We start from the raw sequence: 26,884 nt of genomic DNA, 5'->3' as shown, positions 1-26,884 counted from the left end.
TCCTACCACCCCAGCCACTGGCTTTTCTGATAACATCGCAACACGCTGAGCGCTTGAAAAAGGGCGAAATACCCCTGTTTTATGCGCGAGTGGTTTCGGCTGTGGGTGGGAGAGTCACTTAGCCAGGCATTTCCGGCTGAAGTCGTCGGTCACACACAAGATAGGGAGCCGGCTTCTTTTCCATCGTCTGCCTGCTCAGTTGGAGAGCAGGCCAACCTCAAAGCGATGGCATTTCAGAAGAGCACGTAACCAAGTCTTCACTATATTTTGCGATCAGCTCAACGGTTGGAGTTAGCAGTATTTTGGATTTATTGCACCGAATCTGCTTTCCGAGTTTTGCCCGCTAGGGTCTTCACCCCTTTTCAACCCTCCTTGTCTAGGGTGGTGTACCCGCTGAGATGCGCCTGATGCAGTTTGCGTGCCCTCGAAGAGCGGTCATCTTGGAGGCTGAACATGGCAGTTGGATATCTTGTTACGCTAGGTGACGGCACGTTGGATTCCGGGGATGGAATCTCTGCCAATCAATCTGCTTTCACCTCATCGGATGTTATCGGAACCGGCAGCTGGACCTGGAGCGGGCAATACCAGGGCGACGGTCAGACCTACTCAAACGTTACCGACACTGGCACCTATCACTACGGCAGTGACGGGAATGTTTATTTTGTACCAGACACTTGGTACACGACGAGCGGATCCGCCAGCGCCACGACGATCCCCGCTAATTCAATGTCGGGCACATCTGGCAACGACACGATTAGCGGCGATGCCAATGACAACGTTATCTATGGTGGCGATGGTGATGACTATCTGACCGGCTCCTCAGGCGATGACATTATCTTTGGTGGCGAGGGGAGCGACAACTACGACACCGATACCGGTAACGACACTTTCTATGGTGAGGGTGGTGATGATTGGGTGGCCATCTACGACAACATGGATGGCGAGTCGCTTTACGGTGGCGAAACTGGCGAAACTTTGGGCGATATGCTCGAAGTTTATGGTGACTACGCCGGTGTTGATGTCAACGTCACCTTTACCGGCGATGGTGATGGCACTGTCACATTTGGCGGCCAGACAGCCTATTTCTGGGAATTTGAACGGTTCTACCTCCATTCTGGAGACGATACGCTAGATGGCTCTGCTGCGACCTCGGCGATCAATGTCCAAACCGGCGGTGGTGACAACAGCGTCACGGGTGGTATGGGAGACGACACGATCTCCACCGGTGCGGGGGCTGATACCGTCGACGGCGGTGCGGGGGCAGATTCCATTGACGCCGGCTCGGGGGACGACGTTGTAACCGGGTCAAGCGGTGACACCCTACTTGGTGGCGCTGGCAACGATCAAATCACGATAAATGCTGCATCAGGGGGCTCCGTTGCACCGTCAGGCGCGACAGTTGTTACCGATGGCGGATCTGCATCTGGTGACTACGACAGCAACGATTTTGCCTGGAACCCCGGCAGTTCCAGCAGCAGCTCAATTTCAATGGGGGGCACACCAGGAACAACCGGCAGCGATGACGTCTACGATTCAATTACGGTTTTGAATACCACTGATGGCGCCTTTCTGGGGGTGAGCCAATTTGATGTCGGGATCGACAAAGTCTACCTTTCGGAAGAGCCTGTTTCGTTCACAAACACGCTCGCCAGCTCCGGCGTGTCGGACTTTGTCGTGACCTATGCCAACGGGAATACCCAGTCGTTTCGGTTCTACAATGATGGCGGCGCTGCGATCTCGGATCCAGCACAGTTTTTCGGCACTTCCGTTATAAGTGGCGCGACACTCAGCGGGGGCGAGGGCGACGACACCCTAACCGGCGGATACGGAGCAGATAGTATCGATGGGGGGGACGGGCAGGATCAGATCATCCTGCAAGATGGTTTTGGGAACGATACCATCACTGGCGGAGAGGGTGGGGTTGATCAGGATTCCCTCGATCTGTCTCAGCTTTCTTCTGGGGCCGTGATCACCATGTCGGGACCTGAGGCCGGCACAGTTACCGTCGGCAGTGATACGGCCCAGTTTTCCGAAATCGAAAGCATAACTGGGACAGAGAAATCAGATTATATTGACGGGTCGGCTCAATCTGGGAACCTCGCCTACGTGAACAGTGGTGGCGGTGACGACACTATCCTAGGTGGTTCGGGCAATGATGATTTGCGGGGCGGGGCGGGGAATGACCGCCTGGAAGGGCGGGCTGGCACTGATGATCTGCGCGGCGGGGCCGGCGATGATTATCTCGATGGTGGCACTGGTGGCGACTATATCGATGCGGGAACGGGATCTGACACGGTCATTGGCGGGACCGGTGACGATACAATTCAGCTGACGGCAGATACGGATCGCGATGAGGTGATACTGGAAGATGGATCTGGCTCAGATCTGATCTACAACTTTGATCTGGGCGACAGCGGTGACGGAACCACCGTTGATCAACTGGATGTTTCGGGCCTCACGAATTTGGCCGGAGATCCGGTCAAAATCGGTGATATCGTGGTGACCGATACCAATGGTGACGGAACCGGCGACGCGATCATGACCTTCCCGAACGGAGAGAGTATTACGCTGGTCGGGGTTCAGTCGTCGCAGGTGGATAGCGGGCCTGAAATGTATGCAATGGGCATTCCTTGTTTTACGGCCGGGACGCTGATTGATACGCCAACCGGGCCGGTAAGGGCCGAGGAACTCAGTCCGGGTGATTACGTCACAACTTTGGGTGCAGGGGTGCAGCGCGTCCTCTGGGTTGGCGCCTCTTTCTCCACAACTGCTCGCAAACAGTTACCGGAAGCGCTGATGCCGGTTCGAGTGAGCTCTGACGCTTTTGGCAGCGACGGGGCACCTGTTGTGTCGCCTCAGCATTGCATCCTTATGAAGCATCGTAGCAGTGGTCGACCGTTGCATCTGCGAGCTAAGCACTTGGCCCAGATGACTGATTTTGCGTCTTTTGCATGCGAGATGACGCAGGTAACATACGTGCATATCCTGCTGAAAACGCATGATAACCTTATGTCCAACGGGATCCCCAGCGAAACGTTTTACCCGGGGCCGATGGCTGTTTCAACGCTTCGCCCGGCAGATCGGCTGTGCCTCTATAAATGCCTGCCGCAACTGATACTCTATCGGGTGGAGCAGGCCTACGGACCCCGCATTTTGCCTGTGCTGGCGCGCCGGGAGGTACGGTCGCTTTCAGACGCGGGAGAGTTGGTGCCTTGGCGCGACGCTGATGAAACCCCGGACTTGCTGAACAATGACCGGTTGGCACGCGCTCTCTGGCAGGTGGGTTCTTCGCAAGAACGGATCTACCCACCGGCCTCCGATAACTCTTCTGGAATGCTAAGTTCGGGCCTCAGCCTATCCTAGCTCAACCCAGGAGGGAAAGCATCATCATGCGAGGAGCAAACAGGTCTGGACACAATCTGGCGCCTGCGCATTGGGGCGCGGAAAACGACTTCATCGTCTGAGGTCGCAGGCGGGTAGATCTGCCTTAGGTGGGTAAGTTATTGGGGCTGCCGCTAGTAAACAGGCGATGGTGGTCAATGAGTGTCACGCAGGATGATTTCTGCATCCAGCAGCACGGTCTCTTCCTGTGCCTGCGGGTGGTCAAGGCGCCGATCTAGACAGCGCAATACCGCAGTGACCATGTCAGCAATCGGGTTGCGCAATGTGGTAAGCCGGATGGTCGGCCAGCGGGCCATTTCGATATCATCAAAACCGATGACCGAGATATCCTGTGATACAAGCCGCCCTGCGTCCTTTAGCGCCCCGAGTGCCCCGATGGCCATGGCATCATTGGCACAGAATATTCCGTCGAAGTTGGCCTGTTCCAACAATCGCTGCGTGGCGAAATATCCGCTCTCGGTGGTGTAATTTCCTTTGATTTCTCCGGCCAGGGTGAGCTGGTGCTTCGTCAGGCCGTCGAGCAGCCCGTTCCGGCGCTCAGCGGTCGCGCCGAAGTCGTCCGGTCCACCCACTAAGGCGACTCGCTGCCGCCCCCGTTTCGCAAACAAATCTGCTGCCAACATCGCCGCCTGGTGGTTGCGCAGACATATATTATCGACCCGCTCAGCATCGATAATCCGACCGGAGGCGATAACGGGAATATGCAGCTTGCTGCAGAGATCGACGATCTCGGTGGCGAGGCTGCCACTGCGCAGAATCATTGCGTCCAGCGGATAGCGCAACACCTGAGTGACGGCATCACGGGCGTGGTCACCACTACCAGCGATAACCACAGGCCATTTACCCGCAGCGTTCAGGCCAGCAATCAGAGCAGAGGTTGCTTCCTTGTCGTATTCATTCCGCATCTCACCAGCAAAGACCGCAACCAGATTGGAGCGGGCACCTTGTAATGTGGCCGCCAGTGCATTCGGTTGATAGCCCAGCTCATGTGCTGCCAAGAGGATGCGCTCGCGTTTTTCCTGATCAAGATAGGCGCCCTCGGTGAAGGCTCGTGACACTGCCGAGCGTGAAACACCTGCGATTTCAGCTACATCCGCTGCTGTCACGCGCGGAAGCCGCCTGCCAGCTGCTGGGCTTTGTCGTTTCATATGTCGTCCCTCTCGGGCGGGATGTTTTTTTCGTTAAACACCGAAACCCTTGACACAACCGTTACATACCGCCCCTATATGAACACGTGTGCAGGTCTGGTGCAATGGACTCGTTCCTGAGACAAAAGCGCTTCAAGCGCTGCTGCAGCAGAGCTCACTGGCCTAAGGGGAGGCCAATTCATAATACCGCGGCGGGCTGAACCGGTCGCCGTGGTTCAATTGGAACCGCTCGCTCGCAACTGGGCGACGGAGGACCGGAGACAGAAGATGAAACGTATTGCGTTCACAACCGCTGCCACGCTGGCATTCGCCGCCAATGCTGCATATGCCGAAACTGAAATCACCTGGTGGCACGCGATGGGTGGTGCGCTGGGTGACACCGTCAACCAGATCGCATCCGACTTCAACGCGAGCCAGGATGAGTATAAGATCACCCCAGTTTTCAAGGGCACCTATGAGGAGACCCTGACCGCAGGCATCGCGGCCTTCCGTGCGGGCGAGCAACCCAATGTGATGCAGGTGTTTGATGCTGGCGCCGCCACCGTGATTGGCGCGAAGGGCGCGACCATCCCGGTTCAGGATCTGCTGGCCGACAATGGCGTTGATTTCGACATCAACGACTACATCGCTGGCGTGCGCTATTTCTACGCCGACAGCGATGGCAAGATGATCGGCATGCCGTTCAACTCCTCCACGCCCATCATGTATTACAATATCCAGGCGTTGGAAAAAGCAGGTGTTACCGCACCTAAAACCTGGGAAGAGTTCCAGACCGTGACCGCGCCCGCGCTGAAAGAGGCTGGTTATACCGCCTTGTCGCAATCTCACCTGCCCTGGATCTTCACCGAGAACTTCCATTCCCGCCACAACCTGCCGTTTGCGACCAACAACAATGGCTACGACAGCGTCGACACTCAGATTCTAGTGAACAATGACGCGATCAAAGCGCATTTCACCGCCGTGACCGACTGGCAGGAAAAGGGCCATTTCGAATGGTTCGGCACGGGCTGGGGTGACAATCAGACGCCGTTTGAAGAAGGCAAGGTTGCCATGTGGCTCGGTTCTTCCGGCTCCTTTGGTGGCCTGAGCAAGAAAGACCTGCCGTTTGATTTCTCCGCAACCATGCTGCCCTACTGGGAAGGTGTGACCAAAGAGCCGACGCAGACTTTCATCGGTGGTGCGTCCCTGTTCGCGATGGCTGGTCACGATGCCGAAGAAAACAAGGCAACCGCTGCGTTCTTCGATTTCCTGACGTCTTCTGAGGTGCAGTATTTCTGGCACAAAGAGACCGGGTATGTGCCGATCACCGAAGCCGCTTATGAAATGGCGAAAGCGGACGGCCATTATGACCGCGCCCCTGCTGCCGAGGTTGGCATCCAGCAGCTGTCGCTGCCCGGTGGTGACAACACCAAAGGCTATCGCATGGGCTTCTACGTGCAGATCCGCGACGTAATGAACCGCGAATATGGTCGCATCCTGACTGGTGAAACCTCGGTTGAAGACGCCTTCAACGCGATTGAGTCCGAAGCCAACAACCTGCTGGCCCGTTTCGCCAAGACCCAAGGCTAATCGCGGGGCTTCCCCTTACTTGTGACGGCCGCAGCCCCTGCGGCCGTCACGCATTCCAACGAAGAGGCACACCGTGAAACGCGCCGGATTCTCGACCAAGTGGATGCCGATCCTGTTGCTTATGCCGCAGCTCGTCATTATCGCTATTTTCTTCTATTGGCCCGCCTGGCATGCAATCCAGTCGTCCTTCTACCTTCAGGACCCGTTTGGGTTTGGCTCGACCTTCGTCGGGTTGGATAATTACACCGATCTACTTGGCAATTCCGAATATCGCCGTGTCGCGATTTTCACTCTCGTCTTTACGGTCCTTGTGACTTTCTTCTCGTTGGCGATTGCGCTGTTGCTGGCGGTTAAAGCGGATAATGTTCTGCGAGGCGCACGCACCTACCGGACCCTTCTGATGTGGGTCTACGCGGTGGCACCTCCGGTTGCGGGTTTTATCGGCTTGATCATGTTCGACCAAAGCTGGGGGCCTTTGACACGCCTCGCAGGCTTCTTTGGCTGGGATTTTGTGCTGGGTGTGAATTTCAATGACACTGCCGCCGCTATGGTCCTGGTTTCGGTCTGGAAACAGATCCCGGTCAACTTCATCTTCTTCCTGTCCGGGCTTCAGTCGATCCCGCGTTCTGTGCGCGAAGCAGCGCTAATCGACAATCGCTCCGCCACAGGCCGGTTCTGGGATGTCACGTTTCCGCTGCTGGCGCCGACTGGTTTCTTCCTGCTGATCATCAACATCACCTATGCGCTGTTCGACACCTTCGGCATCGTCGACACCCTTGTGAAAGGTGAGCCGGGGAACAACCCGATGACCCTGGTTTACAAGGTCTACGTGGATGGTTTCCGTGGCAACGATCTGGGTGGTTCGTCGGCACAGTCGGTCATTCTGATGGTCCTTGTCCTAGCGCTCACGATCTTTCAGTTCCGGCTGATCGACCGCCGCATCCACTACACCTGAGGGGGCTGACATGGCTGACCAAACACCCGTCCAAACGCCGCGCCGCTCCATCAATTGGGGGGCTGTTGGCGACCACACCGTTCTGATCCTCGGCTCGCTATTCATGTTGGTGCCGCTGATCATGGTGGTGATGACCACGACCGTGCCGGATGTGGATATCATCAAATACGGCCCGCAGCTGAAGATCGGCGATCAGTTTGATGAGAACTTCGAGAAGGCGATGTTCGAGGCGTCGGGGTTCTCCGGGGCGAATACCGGGACCCGTATGCTGTTCAACTCTTTCGTGCTGGGCATCGGCTTTGCACTTGGTAAGATCGTGATCGCGATGATGGCGGCCTATGCCATCGTCTATTTCCGTCTGCGTTTCGCTTCGCTAGCATTTTGGGTGATCTTCACCACGCTGCTTCTGCCGCTGGAGGTGCGTATTCTGCCGTCCTATGAGGTTGTGCAGCAGTTGGGTATGCTGAACACCTATCAGGGGTTGATTATCCCGCTTATCGCATCGGCCACGGCGACATTCTTCTTCCGGCAGTATTTCCGGTCGATCCCTGAGGAACTGGTCGAAGCCGCCCGCATCGATGGGGCAGGGCCGGTGAAATTCTTCATCGATATTCTCGTGCCGCTGTCCAAAACCATGATCGCTGCGATGTTCATCATCATGTTTGTCTTCGGCTGGAACCAGTATCTCTGGCCCACGATGATCACGACCGAAGAAGACATGTATACGCTTGTGCGGGGGATCAAGCAGATCACCCAGACCCTTGAAGGCACCAATGTGCCGGAATTTGGTCGCGCAAATCTTCTGGCAGTGATTGCCATCCTGCCCCCGGTGGCAGTCGTCATTTTCTTCCAAAGCTGGTTCGTCAAGGGCCTGACGGAATCCGATAAGTAAGGACTTCACACAATGGCTCAGGTTACCCTGAATTCTGTACGCAAGGTCTACCCTAACGGGGTTGAGGCCGTCACTTCCTCCAGCTTCAAGATTGAGGACGGCGAATTCGTCGTTCTGGTCGGCCCGTCGGGCTGCGGCAAATCCACCCTGCTGCGCATGATTGCCGGTCTGGAGGATATCACCGAAGGTACGCTGGAAATCGGCGACCGGGTGGTCAACAATGTCGATCCGGCAGATCGCGATATCGCGATGGTGTTCCAGAACTACGCGCTCTATCCGCATATGACTGTGCGCAAGAACATCGCCTATGGCCTGAAGAACCGCAAAACCCCAGCAGATGAGATCGAGCGCAAGGTGGCCGAGGCCGCCAAGATGCTGAACCTCGAGGAATATCTGGACCGAAAGCCTTCGCAGTTGTCCGGTGGACAACGCCAGCGGGTTGCCATGGGGCGCGCTATCGTGCGCGATCCGGCGTTGTTTCTATTCGACGAACCGCTGTCGAACCTTGATGCCAAGCTGCGAAACCAGATGCGGATTGAGATCAAGGCTCTGCAACGCCGTCTGGGCGTCACCTCGATCTATGTGACTCACGATCAGGTCGAAGCGATGACTATGGCGGATCGCATCATTGTGCTGAACGGTGGCCGTATCGAACAGATCGGCACGCCGTCGGAGATCTACCACAATCCGGCGTCCGTCTTTGTGGCCTCGTTTATGGGCGCACCGCCGATGAATCTGCTCGACGCCACCATAGCCAACGGCCAGGTGGCATTGCCGGATGGTGTCTCGATGGGCGCGCTGGACACCTCGGCGCAGGGCGCAGTCAAGCTGGGTATCCGCCCGGAGGACGTCCAACTGGTCGCTGAAGGTGGCCTCGCCATCGATGTGGAACTGATCGAAGAACTGGGCGCCCATCGTCTGTTGCATGGCAAACTGGGGGGGCAACCCTTCACCATTCATGTGCTGAAAGACATTCCGGTCGATCCCGGCACCCATCAGATTTCGGTCGATCCTGCGGCGATTTGCCTGTTTGATGCGGAAAGCGGCCAGCGACGATGACACGGGTTCTGGACAGTCTGCCGTCGGTTTCGTCCGATTTGCAGGCGCGGATCAAGGCGGCACCGCGCAATGCGGTGGCGCACCGGGCGCTGATGGCTGAGGTGCCGGCAATGTCGGCCTTGCAATCCGGCGGTCAGGCAGCTCTGGACGCGTTGACCGCCTCGGTTTCTGTTGTGGCCTGGAACGTCGAGCGCTGCCTGTTCCCGGAGGACACAGCCAGCCATATCCAACCTCTCGCCCCGCAGGTTGTCCTGCTGTCCGAGGTCGATCACGGCATGGCCCGCACCGGTCAACGCCACACCACCGAGGCTATGGCAAAGGCGCTGGAGATGGCCTACGTCTTTGGCGTTGAGTTCCATGAACTGGATCTGGGTGGCCCAACAGAGCAGGCGTTCTGTACGGATGATTTCAATCTGTTTGGCTGGCATGGCAATGCCATTCTCTCGGCCGTTCCGCCAGAGCGCGTAACCCTGATCCGGTTGGATGACCACGGCCACTGGTTTTCTTCCGATGAGGTGCCCGCCGATCCGGACCAGCCGCGTCTTGGTGGGCGGATGGCTATTGCGGCGGTCCTGCCGACCGAGGCCGGACCGATTTGTGTTGTCTCCACCCATTTGGAAAGCAACGCTGACGCTGACCACCGCCATGCGCAATTTGATCGTCTGCTGCGTGCGATCGATGCGTTTGCACCGGATATGCCTGTGCTGATCGGCGGTGATCTCAACACCGGCAACCATTTGCCGCCGGATTTCGACTGGCAACGTGAGACGCTGTTCGAGCTGGCGCGCGCGCGAGGCTATGATTGGTCGGCGACCCCGGATGGTGTCACCACGCGGCCAAGCCTCATCACGCCGCATCCGGACCGGCAGATGAAACTGGATTGGTTCTGCACCCGTGGCATGCGCTCTACTGAGAACCGTCTGGTGTCTTCAGTCGATGAAAATGGCCGTCCGCTGTCCGATCACGATGCTGTCTGGTGCCGTGTCGCGCTGGACTGATACGGGTGCCCGTCAGGCGCTGCTGAACCAAGATGCCTGTCGCTGCATAATCCACGCCTGATTATCGGCGGCAGGCGCGCTGCCCTATGCTAAACAAGGCATATGTTATTTGATCTTCCTGACCACGAGGCGCTGTATCAGGCGCTACTCACTCGCGATGACCGCTATGACGGGCAGGCTTATGTCTGCGTCGCTACGACCGGCATCTTCTGTCGACTGACTTGTCCGGCACGCAAACCTAAACGCGAAAACTGCCAGTTTTTCGGCAGTGTAGGCGAATGTATCGAAGCCGGGTTTCGCGCCTGTAAGCGGTGCCACCCGCTGCGCCCGATGGCAGAGGCGGATCCCGCAGTGGCCACCCTCTTGGCGGCCCTTGATGAACGCCCGGATTACCGGTGGGGGGAGGGGGACATCACCCGCATGGGCCTTGATCTCTCCACGGTGCGTCGCAGTTTCAAACGGCAGTTCGGCATGACGTTTCTGGAGATGGCGCGCCAGCGCAGATTGCGCGAAGGTTTCACCGTTCTGTCCGATGGAGGCAAGGTGATTGAGGCGCAGCTGGATGCGCAATTCGACTCTCCTAGTGCGTTTCGTGCGGCCTTCGCCCGATTGCTGGGCAGGGCACCCGGCAGCCTGACCCGCGAAGGCCTGTTGCTGGCGGATTGGATTCCGACGCCGCTTGGTGACATGATTGCTGTCAGCAGCCAGACCGAGCTACACCTGCTGGAATTTGTGGAGCGCAAGGCGCTGAAGGGGGAGCTGGACAAGCTACAACGCGCGGTGAAAGGCGACCTCGGCATAGGTCCCACACCGCCGAGCGAGCAGATCCGGGCGGAACTTGACGCGTTTTTTGGAGGGCGTTCGGCGCGGTTTGAGACTCTTTTGGCTTATCATGGTACAGCCTTCATGCAGCAGGTCTGGGATGCGCTGCGACAAATCCCACCGGGCATCACCCGCAGCTATTCGGAGATTGCCCGCACCATAGGCCGACCCGATGCCACCCGTGCTGTTGCCCGCGCCAATGGTGCCAATCAGATCGCTCTGGTGGTGCCCTGTCACCGGGTGATCGGTGCGGATGGGTCGCTGACCGGATATGGCGGCGGGCTGTGGCGTAAACAGCGGCTCTTGGACATTGAACGCCAGTATCGCACATCGGCGGCGCAGCCGGTATGAGGACCTCGCCCAAGAACGGAGGGGCACGCGGATAGCCTCTCCAGACCGATCGGCGGTTTCCCAATCCCCGGCAAATCTGTAGAAGGCAGTAACGCCACTCAGAGCCGGAGCCTGAAACCATGTCGACGCCCAAACCAGTTGTTTTGTGTATCCTTGATGGCTGGGGCAATGCCGAGCCGGGAACCACCAATGCGCCCTATCTGGCTGAGACACCAACGCTCGACGAGATCGCCAGAACCTGCCCGACGGCGCGGCTTATCACCCACGGTCCGGATGTCGGCCTGCCAAGCGGTCAGATGGGGAACTCCGAGGTGGGCCACACCAATATCGGCGCCGGCCGGGTGGTGGCGATGGATCTGGGCCAGATTGATCTCGCAATTGAGGATGGCTCGTTTTTCCACAATGACGCACTGCAGGGGTTCATTGCCCGGCTGAAAGAAACCGGCGGTGCGGCGCATCTCATGGGGCTGGTTTCGGATGGCGGCGTCCATGGTCACGTTTCTCATATCATCGCTGCGGTGAAGGCCATTCGTGATGCAGGTATCCCCGTCTGGCTGCATGCGATGACGGATGGACGAGACGTGGCCCCGAAATCTGCTCTGGAATTTGTTACCGCCCTGCAAAGCAAGCTGGCCGAGGGGGCGCGTATCGCCACCGTGACAGGGCGCTATTATGCAATGGATCGCGACAATCGCTGGGAACGCGTCAGTCAGGCCTATGACGCTATAATCCATGGTCGCGGCCAATATCAGGCGGAAACCGCCGCGGACGCGATCAAAGCCAGCTATGCCCGCGATGAACTGGATGAGTTCATCAAGGCCACGGTGATTGATGGCTATGATGGCGTGAAAGATGGCGACGGCCTGTTCTGCCTTAATTTTCGCGCCGACCGCGCCCGCGAGATCCTGCGTGCGATGGGGGAGCCGGGCTTTGATGCGTTCGACACCGGCACGCGCCCGAAGCTGGCAGCAATGTTGGGCATGGTGGAATATTCTGAAGGTCACAACGGGTACATGCAGACCGTTTTTCCCAAACGCGCAATCGTCAACACTTTGGGCGCTTGGGTGGCCAAACAGGGCAAGCGCCAGTTCCGCCTTGCCGAGACAGAGAAATATCCGCACGTGACCTTCTTTCTCAACGGAGGGAAAGAAGATCCGGAGGAGGGCGAAGACCGTGCCATGCCACAATCGCCCAAGGTTGCGACTTATGATCTGCAACCGGAAATGTCAGCCCCTGAAGTAACCGAGCGGTTCGTCGAAGCGATTGAGGCGGGTTATGATCTGATCGTCACCAATTATGCGAACCCGGATATGGTTGGTCATACCGGTGATCTCGGTGCCGCGATCAAGGCCTGCGAAGCGGTGGATGAGGGGCTGGCCAAGGTTGTCGCCGCGCTGAAGGCAGCAGGTGGCGTGATGCTGGTCACCGCTGATCACGGCAATTGCGAGGTGATGGTCGATCCTGACACGGGCGGACCGCACACCGCCCATACCACCAATCTGGTGCCTGTCGCACTGGTCGGTGGACCGGCTGGGGCGCAGTTGCGCGACGGTCGGCTCGCGGATCTGGCGCCAACACTGTTGCAGCTGATGGACCTGCCTAAACCGGATGAAATGACCGGAGAGAGCCTGCTGGCATGAACTCAGCTTGCGGCATCTTTTGGCCTGATTTTGTCCGGCGTTGTTTGCAGGTCTCTGCCGTTGCGCTGGCCTTGTCAGTATTGGCATGGGGCGCAAAGGCGGCAGAGGATCCCGCGACCGCTGCGCAGCGTGCTGCCAGCCAGCTGGAGGCAGCCACGCTTGCGCTTCAGCAGGCTGAAACTGCGCGGGACCGCGTCGCGGCATTGACCGAAACCGTCCGCGCCTATGAGGCTGGGCTGGCGGCCATGCGCGATGGCCTGCGCCGTGTCGCGCAGCGTGAAGGGCAGTTGGCCGCCCAGTTGAAAGCGCGCGAAGATGACGTGGCGGATTTGCTCGGGGTCTTGCAGACCATCGAGACCGCGCCACCACCTGTGCTGATGCTGCACCCGTCCGGGCCGCTTGGGGCCGCGCGCTCTGCCATGACATTGGCTGAGGTGACACCGGCCTTGCAGGCACGGGCAACCGCGCTGCGCCGCGACCTGGAAGAGGTCCAGACCCTGCGCCTGTTGCAACAAAGCGCCGCCAACACCCTGCAGGAGGGTCTGAACGGTGTGCAAGAGGCCCGTGTACAGCTGTCTGCCGCGATCGCCGACCGCACCGACCTTCCACGCCGCTTTACCCAGGATCCGGTGCGTACTGCTATCCTGATATCCTCGACGGAGACGCTCAGCGGGTTTGCCAGCGGGTTGGCTGAAATCGCGGAGGGGGAGATCGCAACAACTGATGCCGACGTCAGCGCCCTGCGCGGTACGCTGCCGATCCCTGTCGAAGGATTGGTCCTGCGCGGCTATGGTGAGAAAGACGCCGCTGGCATCGCCCGCCCCGGCTGGCTGATCGCAGCGCGCCCGCGCGCGCTGGTGGTTTCGCCCACCGCCGCCACGATCCGGTATCAGGGGCCGCTGCTGGATCTTGGCAATGTGGTCATCCTCGAACCGCAGCCTGAGACACTTTTTGTGCTGTCGGGACTGGCCGAAGTGTATGGAACCATGGGCGAGGTCATCCCCGCAGGAACCCCAATTGGCCTGATGGGGGGCAAAAACCCGGAAATCGGCGCCATTTTGTCACTAAGCGGTGAAGGGGCTGGAACTGACCGCACAGAAACGCTCTATATAGAAGTGAGAATGGACAACAGTCCGGTGGACCCCGAAACCTGGTTCCGCACCGACAAGGATGGAAATTAGTTCATGAGAAAATTCGCGATGGCCGCAGTGGGCGGCACGCTGGCAGGGATACTTGCCACCACCTATGTAGCTGAGCCGCTTTTGGCGCAGGAAGGCAGCCGGGAGGCCAGCGTTTATGAGCAGCTGGACCTCTTCGGAGACATTTTTGAACGCATCCGCGTGCAATATGTCGAAGACGTCGATGAGACTGAGCTGATTGAGGCCGCCATCGGTGGCATGCTTGCCTCGCTGGACCCGCATTCCAGCTATCTCTCCCCGGATGATGCTGCCAATATGCGGGTGCAAACCCGTGGCGAGTTCGGTGGTCTCGGTATTGAGGTCACACAGGAAGAAGGCTTCGTCAAAGTGGTTTCGCCCATTGATGGCACCCCGGCGGATGAGGCCGGGATGGAATCGGGCGACTTCATCACCCATGTGGATGGCGAAAGTGTTCTGGGGCTGGCTCTGGACGAGGCGGTGGATCTGATGAGAGGTCCGGTGGGATCAGAGATCGTGATCACCGTCGTCCGGGAAGGCGAGGCGGAGCCTTTTGATGTGTCGATCATTCGCGATACAATCAAACTAACGGCTGTACGCGCCCGCACTGAAGATGAAACGGTTGTCTTGCGTCTGACCACCTTCAACGATCAGACCACGCCCAATCTTGAGGCTGGCCTGAAAAAGCAGCTGGAGGAAGCCGGTGGCATGGACAATGTCAACGGTATCATCCTTGATCTGCGCAACAATCCCGGTGGTCTGCTGACGCAGGCGATCAAGGTGGCTGACAGTTTCCTCGACAGCGGCGAAATTGTTTCTACCCGTGGGCGCAACCCTGAGGACGGCGAACGGTTCAATGCCACTCCCGGCGATCTGGTCGACGGTAAACCCATTGTGGTGTTGATCAACGGCGGCTCTGCGTCTGCATCTGAGATCGTGGCGGGTGCGCTGCAAGATCACCGCCGTGCCATTGTGGTCGGTACCAAGTCCTTTGGCAAAGGGTCGGTTCAGACGGTAATGCCGCTCAAGGGAGATGGTGCGATGCGCCTGACCACGGCGCGCTATTACACGCCGTCTGGTCGTTCAATCCAGGCGCTTGGGGTTTCGCCCGATATCGTCGTGGAACAGCCGCGCCGCGATCCAAATGCGGAAGAGGAAGAGGAAAACACCTCCGCCGCCCGCCGGACCCGGTCTGAGGCAGATCTGCGGGGGCGTCTGAACAACGACAGCCTTTCCGAGGATGAGATCCGCCAGATCGAGGAAGACCGCGCCAAGGCCGAGGCCGCAGCGGAGCGCCGCGAGGAAGATTATCAGCTGGCCTATGCCATCGATATTCTGAAGGGTCTGTCAAAGCTGGGGCCAGAGCAGTAAGCGCTGGCGCAACCCTGTGCACATTATAAAAACCGCCTCGGAATACCTCGGGGCGGTTTTTTTGTCGGATAGCGTAGTTCCTCACTCAGGGGGCAGCCCGCTCGTAATGATTTGTCGGCGAAAGCGACGTGGTGGCAGCCCGGTGCCGCGGGCAAAGACCCGGCTGAAGTGAGCCGGGTCTGCATAGCCGAGCTCATAGGCGATCTGTGCCGCACTCATGGACGTATAGATCAGCAGGCGTCGCGCCTCGCGGAGCATCCGCTCGTTGATCAGCTGCGAGGCGGACTGCCCGGTGGCCTGATGACTTATCCGATTGAGGTGCGTTGTCGAAACGGCAAGTTCGCGCGCGTAGTCGCTGACCTGACGCCGGGCACGGAAATCCCTGTTCACCAGCGTTTCGAACCGGGCGAACAGTTGATGCGCCTTCGGGTTGGCATCGCGCGACTGCTGCGCGCCGATGCACTGCGCGACGGTGCCGGTGATCGCGCCGACAAGTCCACGCAGGATCGGTGTGCGCGCAAAACCGTCGGCGTCATAGGCGTCGCGGATCGCGGTGAGAAGCTGTAGCAGGTCATCCCGTAGCGGTGTGACCGCCGCGCGATCCAGGGTTGTCAGAATATCGAGACTATCCCCAAGCACCTGATCCATAAGATCGGATGTCAGTGTCAGCACCCATCCTCTGGTATCGCTGCTAAACTGGAACCCATGCACGGCGCCACGGGGAACATTGACCATGCACGGGGGATGAAGATCCTGCTCGTTTCCGTCAAGCGTGGCCAGTCCACCGCCTTGCGTCAGCGTCAACAGCTGATGCAACCGGGCATGACGATGGGGCGTCAGCGACCAATCATGGAGCGAGGACCGTGCCTCAATGCTCTCAATATGCAGTAGATCCGCCAACTCCGTATTCTCTCCGAACAGGGAGTAGGTGGTTATCGCCTTTGCCTCGATCATGTGCGAAATATACAAGAACCGGGCGGTTGGGTCTATTCGCAAGATGGCGAAGTTTCGGCATGATGGGTGGGCGAACAGGAGAAAGCTGATGCAGAGCCAGACAACACAGGTGGTGATTGTTGGAGGTGGTCCCTCCGGACTGTTGCTGTCGCAGCTGCTGCACAGGGCCGGGATCGACACAATCGTGCTGGAGCGCCAGACTCGGGACTACGTGCTGGGACGTATTCGCGCAGGCGTTCTGGAGCACGGGTTTGTGGACCTGCTGCGCCGGGCTGGTACCAGCGCGCGCATGGACCGCTATGGTATGGTGCATCATGGATTTCACATCGCCCATCAGGGGCGGCTGGACCGCATCGATCTTGCAGGCAGCGCCAAAGGGCAGACGGTGATGGTTTATGGCCAGACCGAGGTGACCCGCGATCTTTATGACGCCCGCGACGCTATGGGCGGTCAGATCATCCACGAAGCCGCGAATGTCGCCCTGCATGATCTGACGACGGCGCGGCCTTATGTTACCTATGAACAACAGGGCGAAACCCGCCGGATTGATACCAAATTCATCGTGGGCGCGGATGGGTTTCATGGGGTCAGTCGTAAGTCGATCCCATTGGATGTGCTGCGCGAATATGAAAAGGTCTACCCGTTCGGCTGGCTCGGCGTGCTCTCGCAGACATCGCCCGCTGCGGATGAGTTGATCTATGCCCGACACGATCGTGGCTTTGCGCTATGTTCGATGCGCAATGCCCAGCTGAGCCGCTATTACATTCAGGTGCCGTTGACGGATCGTGTTGAAGACTGGAGCGACGCTGCCTTCTGGGAGGAGCTGAAGCGACGCTTGCCCGAGGATGTGGCGAATGGTCTGCAGACCGGCGTTTCGATTGAGAAATCCATCGCGCCGCTGCGCAGCTTCGTGGCAGAGCCGATGCGCTATGGAGCGCTGTTTCTGGCGGGCGACGCCGCCCATATTGTGCCCCCCACCGGGGCCAAAGGGCTGAACCTCGCGGCCTCGGATATCCACTATCTGTACGAAGGTTTGTCTGATCACTTTCAACGCAATGATGATACTGCGCTGGACAGCTATTCCGAACGCGCGCTGGCGCGGATCTGGAAAGCTGAACGGTTTAGCTGGTGGATGACCAACCTGCTGCATCGCTTCCCTGACATGTCGCCAGCGGATCTGCGGCTGCAGCAGGCGGATCTGGACTATCTGTTTTCCTCCGACGCGGCCCAGGCATCTTTGGCGGAAAATTATGTGGGATTACCCTATTAGGGTCTAGGTTCAGGCGTTCCCCCAGGCGACCGTCAGCCGCTTTTCGGGGCGATTTTGCTGCTCTGCCAGATCCATCAGGGCGCCGCCAAAATCGGCAAAGGAAATCTGCGACAGCCCATTGGTATCGGTGACCAGCGTATCGGTGCCCCATTCGTAGCGATCTCGCCGCTCTCCCTCCTGCAGCATCGCAGGTGGGCGCAGGCAGGTCCAATCGACATATGGGGTGCTCTCCAGTAGATGGTCTTGCGCAGCGCAGGCCGTGGCGATCGGACGTACTGTATCTGGGAGAAAGCCCAGTGCGCTCAGCACCGTTTCGCCGCTGCCATCGGCTAGCTTCAGAAGGGCAGCGCCCCCGGTGATCAGTGCGGGGATATTGCCTGCCTCTGCGGCCCGTAGCACCGCTTGCGTCAGCTCCACCAGCAGCGCGTCCTGCCCGGCAACGGGGCGCAATGCGCTGATAATGATCTGATGGTGGCGGGCAAGATCGGCCAGCTGGTCTGCGCTGGTCAACACATCCAGTGCAAGGGGTGTCACCAACCTGTCGCCAAGTGGTCCGCGCAGGTCAGGCTTGCGCGCGATTGCGGTCACACGGTGCCCGCGTTCAATGGCTTGCTGCACCGTGGCACGGCCAACATCTCCGGTCGCCCCAAAAAGAAGAATATCCATTTAAACCTCATATCTTGACATCGAGATAACTAATGTTCCGATTTTAATTTGACGTCAAGATAAAATCCGCCCTGCACTAACGCACAAGGCAATGCGCACGTGTAAACACCCGCGCTGCAATCCCCGCTGGCGATTGCGCAGTGTTGGCGCTACCGTGCGCTGAACTGATGAGTTTACTTTTGAAGGGAGGCAGCAATGTCAGCCATCCTATCCATTCGTGATTTGGAAAAGACATATGAGGGCGGGTTTCAGGCCCTCAAGGGTGTCTCGCTCGACATTGAGGAGGGCGAAATTCTCGCGCTGCTTGGTCCAAACGGCGCCGGCAAGACCACATTGATTTCAACCGTCTGCGGTATCACAACACCCACTTCGGGTCACGTATCGGTCGGCGGGCACGATATTATCGAAGACTTCCGGGCTGCGCGTAGCCTGATCGGGCTGGTGCCGCAGGAAATCAACCTGGAGCCGTTTGAAACAGTCTGGAACTCTGTCCGATTTTCCCGCGGGCTGTTTGGTAAACCGCGCAACGATGCGCTGCTTGAGGAAATCCTGCGCAAGCTGTCGCTCTGGGATAAACGTAAGAGCCGGATCATGGAGCTCTCAGGTGGGATGAAACGGCGGGTGTTGATTGCCAAGGCGCTCAGCCACGATCCCCGCATCCTGTTTCTGGATGAACCGACGGCAGGCGTCGACGTGGAACTGCGAAAAGATATGTGGGACGTGGTGGCGGAGCTGAAACGCGATGGCGTCACCATCATTCTGACAACCCACTATATTGAGGAAGCCGAGGCTATTGCCGACCGGGTGGGCGTCATCACCGATGGGGAAATCCTGCTGGTGGAGGAGAAGGCCCGGCTGATGGCGCAGCTTGGTAAGAAGCAGCTTGAAGTCCAGCTGACCGACGCGCTGACAGCCGTACCCGACAGCCTTGGTGCCTATGGGCTGACCCTGACCGAGGATGGCCGCGGGTTGATTTATTCCTATGACACCAACGCCGAGCGCACCGGCATCACGACGCTGCTGAATGATGTGGCGAAATCCGGCCTGACGCTGGCGGATGTGCAAACCCGGCAATCCAGTCTTGAAGACATATTCGTCGGGCTGGTTTCAGGAGAACCGACATGAACTGGACCGCAATCGCTTCAATCTACCGCTTTGAAATGGCAAGGTTCTTTCGCACATTGATGCAGAGTTTCCTATCCCCTGTCCTGTCTACCTCGCTCTACTTCGTTGTGTTCGGGGCCGCCATCGGCAGCCGTATCGATGAGGTCGAAGGCGTGCCATACGGTGCCTTCATCGTGCCTGGTCTCATCATGCTCAGCGTGATGACACAGGCCACGTCCAACGCGTCCTTCGGGATCTATTTTCCAAAATTTATCGGCACCATTTATGAGTTGCTCTCCGCGCCGGTGAATTTCCTGGAGATCGTGATCGGTTATGTGGGGGCGGCGGCAACCAAGGCGCTGTTTATCGGCGTGGTAATTCTGGTGACGGCGTCGCTCTTTGTCGATCTGACCATTGCGCACCCGCTGGCTATGGTGTTGTTCATGGTGCTGACATGCGTCAGCTTCGCTTTGCTGGGGTTCATCATTGGGGTCTGGGCCAAGAATTTTGAACAGCTGCAACTGGTGCCCTTGCTGATCGTGACACCGTTGGTGTTCCTTGGCGGGTCTTTCTATTCGATCTCGATGCTGCCGCCGATCTGGCAGAAGATCACCCTCTTCAACCCGGTGGTCTATTTGATTTCCGGTTTCCGCTGGTCGTTCTTCGGGGCCTCGGACGTGCCCGTCGGGCTTAGCCTGTTGGCTATCGGCGGCTTTACGGCGCTCTGCCTTGCGGTGATCTGGTGGATTTTCAAAACCGGTTGGCGCATTCGGTCCTGATGACCCGTCAATATGGTCAGACCATCGCGCCTCTGCGGTGAGGTTTGACCCTCCAAAACATGATATCGGGGTGGTCCTTGCCGGGCTGCCCCAACGGCAGGCAATCTGTGCGAACCTCGCACGTATTAGGGGAACGTTGCAATTTTACCCACGCTGCGCGGCTTTTTTGCCGCTGCGCTTGCTTCGTTCCGGCGCCATCCCTTGTTTCAGGTCAGTCGGCATTCTACATCGGCGACATGAACCTGAAATTGCCTTTCTTGAACAAGCCACCGCTGGTTGCTGTTGTGCGCCTCAATGGCGCCATTGGCATGGCCGGCCGCGGTGCGCTGAATGATGCCGCACTGGGCCCGGTGCTCGAACGTGCCTTCCGCAAGGGCAAGCCTGCTGCGGTCGCGTTCGAGATTAACTCGCCAGGTGGCTCCCCCGTGCAAAGCGCCTTGATCGGCGCGCGTATTCGCCGCCTCTCTGAGGAGCTGAAGGTTCCCACCATCGCCTTTGTCGAAGATGTGGCCGCCTCTGGTGGCTACTGGCTGGCGGCCTCAGCGGATGAGATCTGGGCCGACGAAAGCTCGATCCTCGGCTCCATTGGTGTTATTTCCGCAGGCTTCGGCGCCCATGTCTTCCTGGCGCGTCAAGGTGTTGAACGGCGTGTCTATACCGCCGGTCGCAGCAAATCGATGCTGGATCCTTTCCGCCCGGAAAATGCCGAGGACGTGAAGCGTCTGAAGCAGCTGCTGGGCGATATCCACGACAATTTCATCGCCCATGTCAAAGATCGCCGTGGCGACAAACTGGACACAAGCGAGGATCTCTATACCGGTGAGATCTGGCTTGGACGACGCGCCGTGTCCCTTGGTCTGATTGATGGCATCGGCCATCTGCGCCCCAAGATGCAGGCCCGCTTCGGGCCCAAGGTGCGGTTCCGCCGCTATGGCATCAAGAAGCCGCTTCTGGGTCGGATCGGTGTACAGATCGCGCAAGATGCGCTGAGCGGCATCGAGGAACGCGCCGAATATGCGCGGTTTGGCCTCTGACGTGATATTTAAGATCGTTTCCCTGTTTCTTGTGGTGATGGCTGTGCTGGCGATGTTCGGCAAGCTGCGGATGCCCGGCCAAAAACACCTGGCCTCGCGGCGCTGTGGCAGCTGCGGCCGCTTCAAGATCGGAAAAGGCCCCTGTGCCTGTAAAAAGAATGGAGGGCCTCGGCAATGATGCCATGGCTGTTGTCTGGACTTGGGCTTGTGATCCTGTTGCTCGCCGGGGACGCTCTGGTGCGCGGGGCTGTGAACCTCAGCCTGCGACTGGGCGTGCCGGCGCTGATCGTCAGTCTGACGATCGTGGCTTTTGGCACCTCGGCGCCTGAGCTGCTGATCGCGATCCGTGCCGTCGGGGAAAACGCTGACGGGATTGCCCTTGGCAATGTGGTCGGGTCAAACACCGCCAATATCCTGATGGTCCTGGGCATTCCCGCCCTGATGCGATCCTTGCACACCAGCGAGTGCGACACGCGCAAAAACTATGTCTTTATGCTGATCGCCTCGGTCCTCTTCATTGCGCTGGCCTTCTGCGGGACCTTCACGATCTGGTCCGGCCTGATCCTGCTTGCGGCCCTGTCGGTGGTTCTTGGGGTCGCCTTCCGTGAGGCCCGCGCTCATCGCCGCAATGGCAAGGACAGTGAACTGGATGATATCGAAGAGGCGGATCCCGATATGCCTTACTGGCGCATCGGCATTTACCTTTTCCTGGGGTTGATCGGTCTGCCGCTGGGGGCTGATCTGCTGGTCGATAACGCGTCGATCATCGCCCGTACCTATGGGGTCACGGAAACCGTGATCGGCCTGACGCTGGTTGCCATTGGCACCTCCTTACCGGAACTCGCGACAACCGTAATGGCGGCGCTGCGCCGTCAGGCGGATGTTGCTCTTGGCAACGTCATCGGCTCCAACATGTTCAACTTGCTGGCCATCGTTGGCATTGCCACCTTCATCGGCCCGATCAGCGTTGATCCCTCTTTCCTGCGGGTCGACCTCTGGGTGATGCTGGCCTCTTCACTGCTGCTGGTGCCATTTGTGTTCTTCAAAATGGATATCACCCGCACCTGGGGAATTATTTTATCTGCTGTTTATGTGGTCTACCTGGTGCAGCTGTTCTAACTCATTGCCAACAGGCAGATGAGGAGAGAGCAATATGCGGGCATTGGTAACCGGCGCGGGCAAGCGAATTGGCCGCGCGATGGCGCTGGAACTGGCGGCAAACGGATATGACGTCGCCGTCCACTATGCGAGCTCTGCCGATGCGGCAGAAACCACAGCGGTGGATATTCGCGCTATGGGCCGCGTTGCCGTTACCCTGCAGGCTGACCTGCTGGAGGAAGAGGCGACAGAGGCCCTGCTGCCTGCTGCGGCGGACGCTCTGGGAGGGCCGATCACCTGTCTGGTGAACAATGCCTCTATCTTTGAACATGACAGCCTGGAGACCGCGACCCGCAGCAGCTGGGATCGCCACATGGACAGCAATCTGCGCGCGCCTTTCATCCTGACACAACAATTGGCCGCGCAGGATCTGCCGCAACAGGTCGATGAGCAGGGGCGGGCGCTGGCGTCTGCATCCGTCATAAATCTCATTGATCAGCGCGTGTGTAAACTGACACCGGAATTCATGACCTATACGCTGGCGAAATCGGCGCTTTGGACGCTGACCCGCACCAGTGCACAGGCGCTCGCGCCGCGCATCCGTGTCAATGGAATCGGCCCGGGACCCACGCTGAGAGGTCCACGGCAGAGCGAAAGCCAATTCGCCCGCCAATGTGCCAACACACCGTTGCAGCGCGGTGCTGATCCGGCTGACATCAGAGCCGCGCTGAGCTATCTTTTGCGCGCGCCGTCGGTCACCGGACAGCTGATTTGCATCGATAGCGGTCAACATCTCAGCTGGGAAACACCGGACGTTGTGGGGCTGGAATAACCGGGTTTGCGGGGCGGTTCAAAAGTGGTAGCGCCGAAGTTGTGCACGTAGCGTCAACCCGTCGTAAATTCGTTACAAAAATCCTTTTGAAATCATTAACTTGTCCGCAATGTGAAAAGTTTTCGTGTTTTATCAATGGCTTAAATAAGTGCCTATTTTTTAAGCAAACGCTGGAAATCAGCCAAAAATAAGGAAAAATCGCGGATAGCCATAAGATATTACCAGACTTATCCACAGCATCAGTGGATTTGTTCCATGTTGATCCTGGTGCGCTAACATTGCAGACCACCTGCGGGAATCATAGATCTCGAAACATGACAGACCATCAGCCCGACACCTCGCCTGAAACGGCGCGCCCGACCCACCGGACGGGGTACGCCGTAATACAGGATTATCTGAAGACCCTGGACAGCTCGCCTGGTGTCTACAGGATGCTGGATAGCGAGAGCCGTGTGCTCTACGTCGGTAAGGCGCGCAATCTGCGGGCGCGGGTGTCGAACTATTCCCGACCGGGCCATTCGCCCCGGATTGAGCGGATGATCGCGGCAACCGCATCGATGATGTTCCTGACCACCCGCACGGAGACTGAGGCACTGCTGCTGGAGCAGAACCTGATCAAGCAGCTCAAGCCGAAGTACAACGTGCTGCTGCGTGACGACAAAAGTTTCCCCAATATTCTGGTCGCGAAGGATCACGCGTTTCCGCAAATCAAGAAACACCGCGGCACCCGGCGCGAGAAGGGCAGCTATTTTGGTCCCTTCGCGAGTGCAGGCGCGGTGAACCGAACTCTCAATCAGTTGCAGAAGGCCTTCCTGCTGCGCAATTGCACCAATGCGATGTTCGAAAGCCGCACGCGTCCCTGCCTGCAATATCAGATCAAGCGCTGCACCGCGCCCTGTACCGGCGAGATATCGGCCGAGGACTATGCGTCTTCTGTGCGGGATGCCGAACGTTTCCTGTCCGGGCGCTCAACCAAGATTCAGGAAGAACTGGCCGAGCAGATGGCCGCAGCCTCCGAAGCGATGGAGTTTGAACGCGCCGCCGCCCTGCGCGACCGGATCAAGGCGCTGACACAGGTGCAGACCTCGCAGGGTATCAACCCACGTGGTGTGGCGGAGGCAGATGTGATCGGTCTGCATCTCGACAGCGGACAGGCCTGCGTGCAGGTGTTTTTCATTCGGGCTAATCAGAACTGGGGCAACCAGGATTTCTACCCCCGTATCAACGGGGACGTCTCCCCCGCGGAGGTAATGGAGGCCTTCATCGGCCAGTTCTACGACAACAAGGAACCGCCCCGGCAGTTGATCCTGTCTGATGAGATTGAGAATGGGGACCTGATGGAACAGGCTCTTAGCGACAAGGCCGGACGCCGGGTCGAAATTCTGGTGCCGCAACGGGGGGAGAAGACAGAGCTGGTGGCAGGTGCCGTCCGCAACGCCCGCGAATCTCTCGCCCGCCGCATGGCCGAAAGCGCGACACAGGCGAAACTGCTGCGCGGTGTGGCTGAAGCCTTTGGTCTGGAGGGTCCGCCGCAGCGGATCGAGGTCTACGACAACTCTCATATTCAGGGCAGCCATGCGGTGGGGGGCATGATCGTTGCCGGCCCCGAGGGTTTCATGAAAAACGCCTATCGCAAGTTCAACATCAGGGGAGATGATCTCACTCCCGGTGATGATTTCGGCATGATGAAGGAAGTGCTCAACCGCCGCTTCTCTCGTCTGCTGAAAGAGGACCCTGACCGCGAGAAGGGTCTCTGGCCGGATCTTTTGCTGATTGATGGGGGCGCAGGGCAAGTCAGCGCGGTGGCGGAGATCATGGCAGAGCATGGTGTGCAGGACATACCGATGATTGGTGTGGCAAAAGGCGTCGACCGTGACCACGGCAAGGAAGAATTCCACCGCCTGGGTGCGCCCGCCTTTGCTCTCCAGCGCAATGATCCGGTGCTTTATTTCGTGCAGCGGATGCGGGATGAGGCGCACCGTTTTGCGATTGGCACCCATCGCGCCAAACGGGCGAAAGCCATGGGCGCCACACCGCTGGACGAGGTGCCAGGTGTCGGCGCGGCCCGCAAGCGTGCGCTTCTCGCGCATTTTGGCAGCGCCAAGGCGGTCAGCCGGGCCAATCTGTCGGACCTGAAGGCGGTAGAGGGGGTTTCGGCGGCGCTGGCACAGCGGATCTATGATTTCTTTCACGCGCAGGGGTAGGGGCCCCGCGCGGGTGTCAGCCCGCACGACAGCCATCTGGTGTCGGGTGCGGTGCGCTCGGTGGGAGGCCGAAGGTGTGGCGGCGACAAGGTCCTGACTTGATGGTCAAAAAACAGCCGCACAGATGTGACCATTCGCGTCCGAAAATTCATCTGTACCGCTTTCCACCCGTGACACTGCGGGCTAGTGTGCAGCCATGAAATGGACCGTGCCTAATATCCTCACCCTATTGCGCCTGGTGGCAGCACCGGGGCTCGCGATTATGTTCCTCTATTTTTCGCGCCCCTATGCGGATTGGTTTGCGCTGATCCTCTTTGTCAGCGCGGCGATTACTGACTGGTTTGACGGCTACCTCGCCCGGTCTTGGGGCCAGGAGACGAAGATGGGGGCAATGCTTGATCCCATCGCTGACAAGGCGATGGTGGTGATCGCATTGATGATCCTTGTCGGATATGCCGCCGAACACTGGACGCCCTGGCTGGTGCTGCCCGCCACGGTGATCCTGTTTCGTGAGGTGTTCGTCTCGGGTTTGCGTGAGTTCCTCGGCGATACGGCCGGCACGCTCAAGGTGACGGCGCTGGCGAAGTGGAAGACCACCGCGCAGATGATCGCGATCGCCACGCTGTTTTCCCAAGGCATCTTCGAACACTATCTGGTGATGTCCTCCTTTGGCATGGATCAGGCGCTGGTGGATCAGATTATGCTGGGGGAGGTCAGCGATGAGTTTGGTCTGCGCTGGAAATACGAAGGCATGATCTGGACCAGCCGGCTGGGCCTGTGGCTGCTGTGGATCGCGGCGGCACTGACGCTGATCACTGGCGCTGACTACATGCGCAAGGCGCTGCCACATCTGAAGGAGACGCGCTGATGGATATTCTCTATTTTGCCTGGGTGCGCGAGCGCATCGGACTGCCCAAGGAAAAGGTTGAGACCACAGCCGCAAACGTGCGCGATCTCGTGGCTGAACTCAGCGCCCGCGATCCGCGCTATGCCGCGGCTTTTGCCGATCTGTCGGCGCTACGTGTGGCGCTGGATCAGGACCTGTCGGATTTTGATGCCCCGCTTGAAGGCGTGCGAGAGGTGGCGTTCTTCCCACCAATGACCGGAGGCTGAGCGATGCGGATCGCGGTTCAGAAGGACGCATTTGATCTGGGGGAGGAAAGCCAGCGCTTTGCGTCGGATGTCGCCACCTCTGGGGTCAATGCCGGCGCTCTCGTAACCTTTACCGGTGTTGTGCGGGGATCCGAGAAGGGTGACATGGTGGCGATGGAGATCGAGCATTACCCCGGCATGACTGAGCGCGCGATAGAGACGATTACGCAGGAGGCGCAGCAGCGCTGGTCACTTGCGGATGCGCTGGTCATTCATCGTCATGGGCGGTTAGTTCCGGGCGAGCAGATCATGATGGTCGCCACCGCTGCGCGCCATCGCTCCGATGCGTTTGAGGCAGCGGAATATCTGATGGATTACCTCAAATCCCGCGCCCCCTTCTGGAAGAAAGAGCTGACGCAGGACGGCACCGGCAATTGGGTTGAGGCAAAGCACAGCGACGAAGAGGCACTGACCCGCTGGGACTGAT

Annotated in this window: 23 protein-coding genes; 20 read left to right on the top strand and 3 right to left on the bottom strand. The window is 58.7% G+C overall.

Translation table 11 applies throughout. The features are described from left to right. Positions 1-453 precede the first annotated feature (453 nt). Entirely contained in the window at positions 454-3,363 is a 2,910-nt protein-coding gene (locus J4721_RS14180; protein WP_211002786.1) for a Hint domain-containing protein, read from the top strand. A 173-nt stretch (positions 3,364-3,536) separates the two neighbouring features. Here the strand turns inward: J4721_RS14180 and J4721_RS14175 are convergent, their stop codons facing one another. Beyond that, positions 3,537-4,550, bottom strand: a complete 1,014-nt coding sequence (locus J4721_RS14175; protein WP_014878983.1) for a LacI family DNA-binding transcriptional regulator — start codon at positions 4,548-4,550, stop codon at positions 3,537-3,539. Between the two features lie 267 nt (positions 4,551-4,817). On the opposite strand from J4721_RS14175, the gene J4721_RS14170 reads away from it, so the two are divergent. From J4721_RS14170 to J4721_RS14130, 9 genes are all read left to right on the top strand, one after another. Beyond that, positions 4,818-6,119 (top strand): extracellular solute-binding protein, encoded by a 1,302-nt coding sequence (locus tag J4721_RS14170; RefSeq protein WP_014873376.1) that lies wholly within the window; start codon positions 4,818-4,820, stop codon positions 6,117-6,119. 73 nt (positions 6,120-6,192) lie between these two features. Further along, on the top strand, positions 6,193-7,074 hold the full coding sequence (locus J4721_RS14165; protein ID WP_014878985.1) for an ABC transporter permease subunit: 882 nt from the start codon (positions 6,193-6,195) through the stop codon (positions 7,072-7,074). Between the two features lie 10 nt (positions 7,075-7,084). Beyond that, positions 7,085-7,966, top strand: a complete 882-nt coding sequence (locus tag J4721_RS14160) for an ABC transporter permease subunit (protein WP_014873378.1) — start codon at positions 7,085-7,087, stop codon at positions 7,964-7,966. Positions 7,967-7,978: 12 nt separating this feature from the next. Continuing rightward, positions 7,979-9,025 (top strand): ABC transporter ATP-binding protein, encoded by a 1,047-nt coding sequence (locus tag J4721_RS14155; RefSeq protein WP_014873379.1) that lies wholly within the window; start codon positions 7,979-7,981, stop codon positions 9,023-9,025. After that, on the top strand, positions 9,022-10,023 hold the full coding sequence (locus J4721_RS14150) for an endonuclease/exonuclease/phosphatase family protein (RefSeq protein WP_014873380.1): 1,002 nt from the start codon (positions 9,022-9,024) through the stop codon (positions 10,021-10,023). The genes J4721_RS14155 and J4721_RS14150 overlap by 4 nt, the downstream gene beginning before the upstream one ends. A gap of 102 nt (positions 10,024-10,125) precedes the next feature. Then, positions 10,126-11,196 carry a bifunctional transcriptional activator/DNA repair enzyme AdaA gene (locus tag J4721_RS14145; RefSeq protein ID WP_102874920.1) on the top strand — a complete coding sequence of 357 codons (1,071 nt, stop codon included), beginning with the start codon at positions 10,126-10,128 and terminating at the stop codon, positions 11,194-11,196. Between the two features lie 119 nt (positions 11,197-11,315). Then, the gene (gpmI, locus tag J4721_RS14140; protein ID WP_211002787.1) at positions 11,316-12,836 is read left to right on the top strand and encodes a 2,3-bisphosphoglycerate-independent phosphoglycerate mutase; all 1,521 of its coding nucleotides are present in this window, start codon (positions 11,316-11,318) and stop codon (positions 12,834-12,836) included. Further along, complete coding sequence (locus tag J4721_RS14135) at positions 12,833-14,017, top strand: murein hydrolase activator EnvC (RefSeq protein WP_102848518.1); 1,185 nt, start codon at positions 12,833-12,835, stop codon at positions 14,015-14,017. Before gpmI ends, J4721_RS14135 begins: the two co-directional genes overlap by 4 nt. Positions 14,018-14,020: 3 nt before the next feature. Beyond that, positions 14,021-15,364: a S41 family peptidase gene (locus tag J4721_RS14130; RefSeq protein ID WP_014873384.1), complete on the top strand. Its 1,344-nt coding sequence runs from the start codon at positions 14,021-14,023 to the stop codon at positions 15,362-15,364. An 81-nt stretch (positions 15,365-15,445) separates the two neighbouring features. Here the strand turns inward: J4721_RS14130 and J4721_RS14125 are convergent, their stop codons facing one another. Beyond that, complete coding sequence (locus tag J4721_RS14125; RefSeq protein WP_211002788.1) at positions 15,446-16,318, bottom strand: helix-turn-helix domain-containing protein; 873 nt, start codon at positions 16,316-16,318, stop codon at positions 15,446-15,448. 88 nt (positions 16,319-16,406) lie between these two features. Between J4721_RS14125 and pobA the strand changes: the two genes are divergently transcribed. Continuing rightward, positions 16,407-17,588 carry a 4-hydroxybenzoate 3-monooxygenase gene (gene pobA / locus J4721_RS14120; RefSeq protein WP_247656118.1) on the top strand — a complete coding sequence of 394 codons (1,182 nt, stop codon included), beginning with the start codon at positions 16,407-16,409 and terminating at the stop codon, positions 17,586-17,588. Positions 17,589-17,597: 9 nt separating this feature from the next. Here the strand turns inward: pobA and J4721_RS14115 are convergent, their stop codons facing one another. Beyond that, positions 17,598-18,254, bottom strand: coding sequence for an NAD(P)-dependent oxidoreductase (locus J4721_RS14115; RefSeq protein ID WP_102882929.1), 657 nt, complete (start codon positions 18,252-18,254; stop codon positions 17,598-17,600). Between the two features lie 195 nt (positions 18,255-18,449). On the opposite strand from J4721_RS14115, the gene J4721_RS14110 reads away from it, so the two are divergent. The 9 genes from J4721_RS14110 to J4721_RS14070 all read left to right on the top strand — a co-directional run bounded on the left by J4721_RS14110 (position 18,450) and on the right by J4721_RS14070 (position 26,883). Then, a complete protein-coding gene (locus tag J4721_RS14110; RefSeq protein WP_211002790.1) occupies positions 18,450-19,379 on the top strand; it encodes an ABC transporter ATP-binding protein in 930 nt (309 codons plus the stop codon). Continuing rightward, positions 19,376-20,137 carry an ABC transporter permease gene (locus tag J4721_RS14105; RefSeq protein WP_014873389.1) on the top strand — a complete coding sequence of 254 codons (762 nt, stop codon included), beginning with the start codon at positions 19,376-19,378 and terminating at the stop codon, positions 20,135-20,137. Before J4721_RS14110 ends, J4721_RS14105 begins: the two co-directional genes overlap by 4 nt. Before the next feature lie 236 nt (positions 20,138-20,373). Next, complete coding sequence (locus J4721_RS14100; RefSeq protein WP_027248133.1) at positions 20,374-21,171, top strand: S49 family peptidase; 798 nt, start codon at positions 20,374-20,376, stop codon at positions 21,169-21,171. A gap of 174 nt (positions 21,172-21,345) precedes the next feature. Then, positions 21,346-22,290: a calcium/sodium antiporter gene (locus J4721_RS14095; protein WP_014873391.1), complete on the top strand. Its 945-nt coding sequence runs from the start codon at positions 21,346-21,348 to the stop codon at positions 22,288-22,290. A 34-nt stretch (positions 22,291-22,324) separates the two neighbouring features. Next, complete coding sequence (locus J4721_RS14090) at positions 22,325-23,101, top strand: SDR family oxidoreductase (protein WP_211002791.1); 777 nt, start codon at positions 22,325-22,327, stop codon at positions 23,099-23,101. A 314-nt stretch (positions 23,102-23,415) separates the two neighbouring features. Continuing rightward, the gene (uvrC, locus tag J4721_RS14085) at positions 23,416-25,305 is read left to right on the top strand and encodes an excinuclease ABC subunit UvrC (protein ID WP_014873393.1); all 1,890 of its coding nucleotides are present in this window, start codon (positions 23,416-23,418) and stop codon (positions 25,303-25,305) included. A gap of 196 nt (positions 25,306-25,501) precedes the next feature. Next, complete coding sequence (gene pgsA / locus J4721_RS14080; RefSeq protein WP_014873394.1) at positions 25,502-26,173, top strand: CDP-diacylglycerol--glycerol-3-phosphate 3-phosphatidyltransferase; 672 nt, start codon at positions 25,502-25,504, stop codon at positions 26,171-26,173. Next, complete coding sequence (gene moaD / locus J4721_RS14075) at positions 26,173-26,418, top strand: molybdopterin converting factor subunit 1 (protein WP_211002792.1); 246 nt, start codon at positions 26,173-26,175, stop codon at positions 26,416-26,418. Before pgsA ends, moaD begins: the two co-directional genes overlap by 1 nt. A 3-nt stretch (positions 26,419-26,421) precedes the next feature. Then, complete coding sequence (locus tag J4721_RS14070; RefSeq protein ID WP_102853933.1) at positions 26,422-26,883, top strand: molybdenum cofactor biosynthesis protein MoaE; 462 nt, start codon at positions 26,422-26,424, stop codon at positions 26,881-26,883. The last annotated feature ends 1 nt before the right edge of the window (position 26,884 follow it).

It is taken from the genome of Phaeobacter sp. HS011, from assembly GCF_018101215.1.
Classification (GTDB): domain Bacteria; phylum Pseudomonadota; class Alphaproteobacteria; order Rhodobacterales; family Rhodobacteraceae; genus Phaeobacter; species Phaeobacter inhibens.
The sequence above is the reverse complement of the archived record's forward strand: the minus strand, read 5'-3'. Positions and strand labels throughout refer to the sequence as shown.

Coding starts and splice junctions, on each gene's coding strand:
- J4721_RS14180 (WP_211002786.1), top strand. CDS start 454: ATGGCAGTTGGATATCTTGTTACGCTAGGTGACGGCACGTTGGATTCC.
- J4721_RS14175 (WP_014878983.1), bottom strand. CDS start 4,550: ATGAAACGACAAAGCCCAGCAGCTGGCAGGCGGCTTCCGCGCGTGACA.
- J4721_RS14170 (WP_014873376.1), top strand. CDS start 4,818: ATGAAACGTATTGCGTTCACAACCGCTGCCACGCTGGCATTCGCCGCC.
- J4721_RS14160 (WP_014873378.1), top strand. CDS start 7,085: ATGGCTGACCAAACACCCGTCCAAACGCCGCGCCGCTCCATCAATTGG.
- J4721_RS14155 (WP_014873379.1), top strand. CDS start 7,979: ATGGCTCAGGTTACCCTGAATTCTGTACGCAAGGTCTACCCTAACGGG.
- J4721_RS14150 (WP_014873380.1), top strand. CDS start 9,022: ATGACACGGGTTCTGGACAGTCTGCCGTCGGTTTCGTCCGATTTGCAG.
- J4721_RS14145 (WP_102874920.1), top strand. CDS start 10,126: ATGTTATTTGATCTTCCTGACCACGAGGCGCTGTATCAGGCGCTACTC.
- gpmI (WP_211002787.1), top strand. CDS start 11,316: ATGTCGACGCCCAAACCAGTTGTTTTGTGTATCCTTGATGGCTGGGGC.
- J4721_RS14135 (WP_102848518.1), top strand. CDS start 12,833: ATGAACTCAGCTTGCGGCATCTTTTGGCCTGATTTTGTCCGGCGTTGT.
- J4721_RS14130 (WP_014873384.1), top strand. CDS start 14,021: ATGAGAAAATTCGCGATGGCCGCAGTGGGCGGCACGCTGGCAGGGATA.
- J4721_RS14125 (WP_211002788.1), bottom strand. CDS start 16,318: ATGATCGAGGCAAAGGCGATAACCACCTACTCCCTGTTCGGAGAGAAT.
- pobA (WP_247656118.1), top strand. CDS start 16,407: ATGCAGAGCCAGACAACACAGGTGGTGATTGTTGGAGGTGGTCCCTCC.
- J4721_RS14115 (WP_102882929.1), bottom strand. CDS start 18,254: ATGGATATTCTTCTTTTTGGGGCGACCGGAGATGTTGGCCGTGCCACG.
- J4721_RS14110 (WP_211002790.1), top strand. CDS start 18,450: ATGTCAGCCATCCTATCCATTCGTGATTTGGAAAAGACATATGAGGGC.
- J4721_RS14105 (WP_014873389.1), top strand. CDS start 19,376: ATGAACTGGACCGCAATCGCTTCAATCTACCGCTTTGAAATGGCAAGG.
- J4721_RS14100 (WP_027248133.1), top strand. CDS start 20,374: ATGAACCTGAAATTGCCTTTCTTGAACAAGCCACCGCTGGTTGCTGTT.
- J4721_RS14095 (WP_014873391.1), top strand. CDS start 21,346: ATGATGCCATGGCTGTTGTCTGGACTTGGGCTTGTGATCCTGTTGCTC.
- J4721_RS14090 (WP_211002791.1), top strand. CDS start 22,325: ATGCGGGCATTGGTAACCGGCGCGGGCAAGCGAATTGGCCGCGCGATG.
- uvrC (WP_014873393.1), top strand. CDS start 23,416: ATGACAGACCATCAGCCCGACACCTCGCCTGAAACGGCGCGCCCGACC.
- pgsA (WP_014873394.1), top strand. CDS start 25,502: ATGAAATGGACCGTGCCTAATATCCTCACCCTATTGCGCCTGGTGGCA.
- moaD (WP_211002792.1), top strand. CDS start 26,173: ATGGATATTCTCTATTTTGCCTGGGTGCGCGAGCGCATCGGACTGCCC.
- J4721_RS14070 (WP_102853933.1), top strand. CDS start 26,422: ATGCGGATCGCGGTTCAGAAGGACGCATTTGATCTGGGGGAGGAAAGC.